The sequence below is a fragment of the Vibrio sp. 1978 genome, from assembly GCF_033344345.1.
In genome coordinates this window covers 1-500 of record NZ_JAWPOP010001124.1, presented here as the reverse complement: position 1 = coordinate 500, position 500 = coordinate 1, and the positions used below count along the sequence as shown (strand labels likewise).

Annotated in this window: 1 protein-coding gene; it reads right to left on the bottom strand. The window is 45.4% G+C overall.

The window, feature by feature from the left end; genetic code table 11:
* Window positions 1-59: 59 nt before the first annotated feature.
* Window positions 60-467: a CBS domain-containing protein gene (locus tag R8N49_RS30985; RefSeq protein ID WP_005454537.1), complete on the bottom strand. Its 408-nt coding sequence runs from the start codon at window positions 465-467 to the stop codon at window positions 60-62.
* Window positions 468-500: the final 33 nt, after the last annotated feature.

Below are 500 nucleotides of genomic sequence, written 5' to 3'. Positions count from 1 at the left end.
TTAGAGATTGACGCATGTCGCTGACTTGAGAAAAATATTACGCATGTTACTTACACAGTTTAGCCATCCTCTCTGACCATGCCATTAATCACGATATTGTTGTAACTCACCATGCCGATCACTTCGCCATCTTCAATCACGGGCGCGCGGCTGATCCCAAATCGCTCAAACAGACGAGCACAGTATTTGACGTTCATATCTGGATCGACACACAAAGCAGGCTTAGTCATGATTTCGTAGATATTGGTGCGCTGAGGGGCACGGTTATTTGCCAACACTTTCTTCGCAATATCATTCATTAGCACAATGCCGTATTCGTCGTTGTCATCGCGCTTTTTGACCACTAGCGCTTTCACTTGATATTTCTTTGCCAGAGTAATGCCTTCGTATACGGTCATCAGTCCATCTACCATAACGTAAGTAGCAGCCATGACGTCCCTTACTCGTACTATCGTTTGATTACTCATAGGTCATCCTCAGCCACCGTGGTCAACGTTTCG

Coding starts and splice junctions, on each gene's coding strand:
- R8N49_RS30985 (WP_005454537.1), bottom strand. CDS start 467: ATGAGTAATCAAACGATAGTACGAGTAAGGGACGTCATGGCTGCTACT.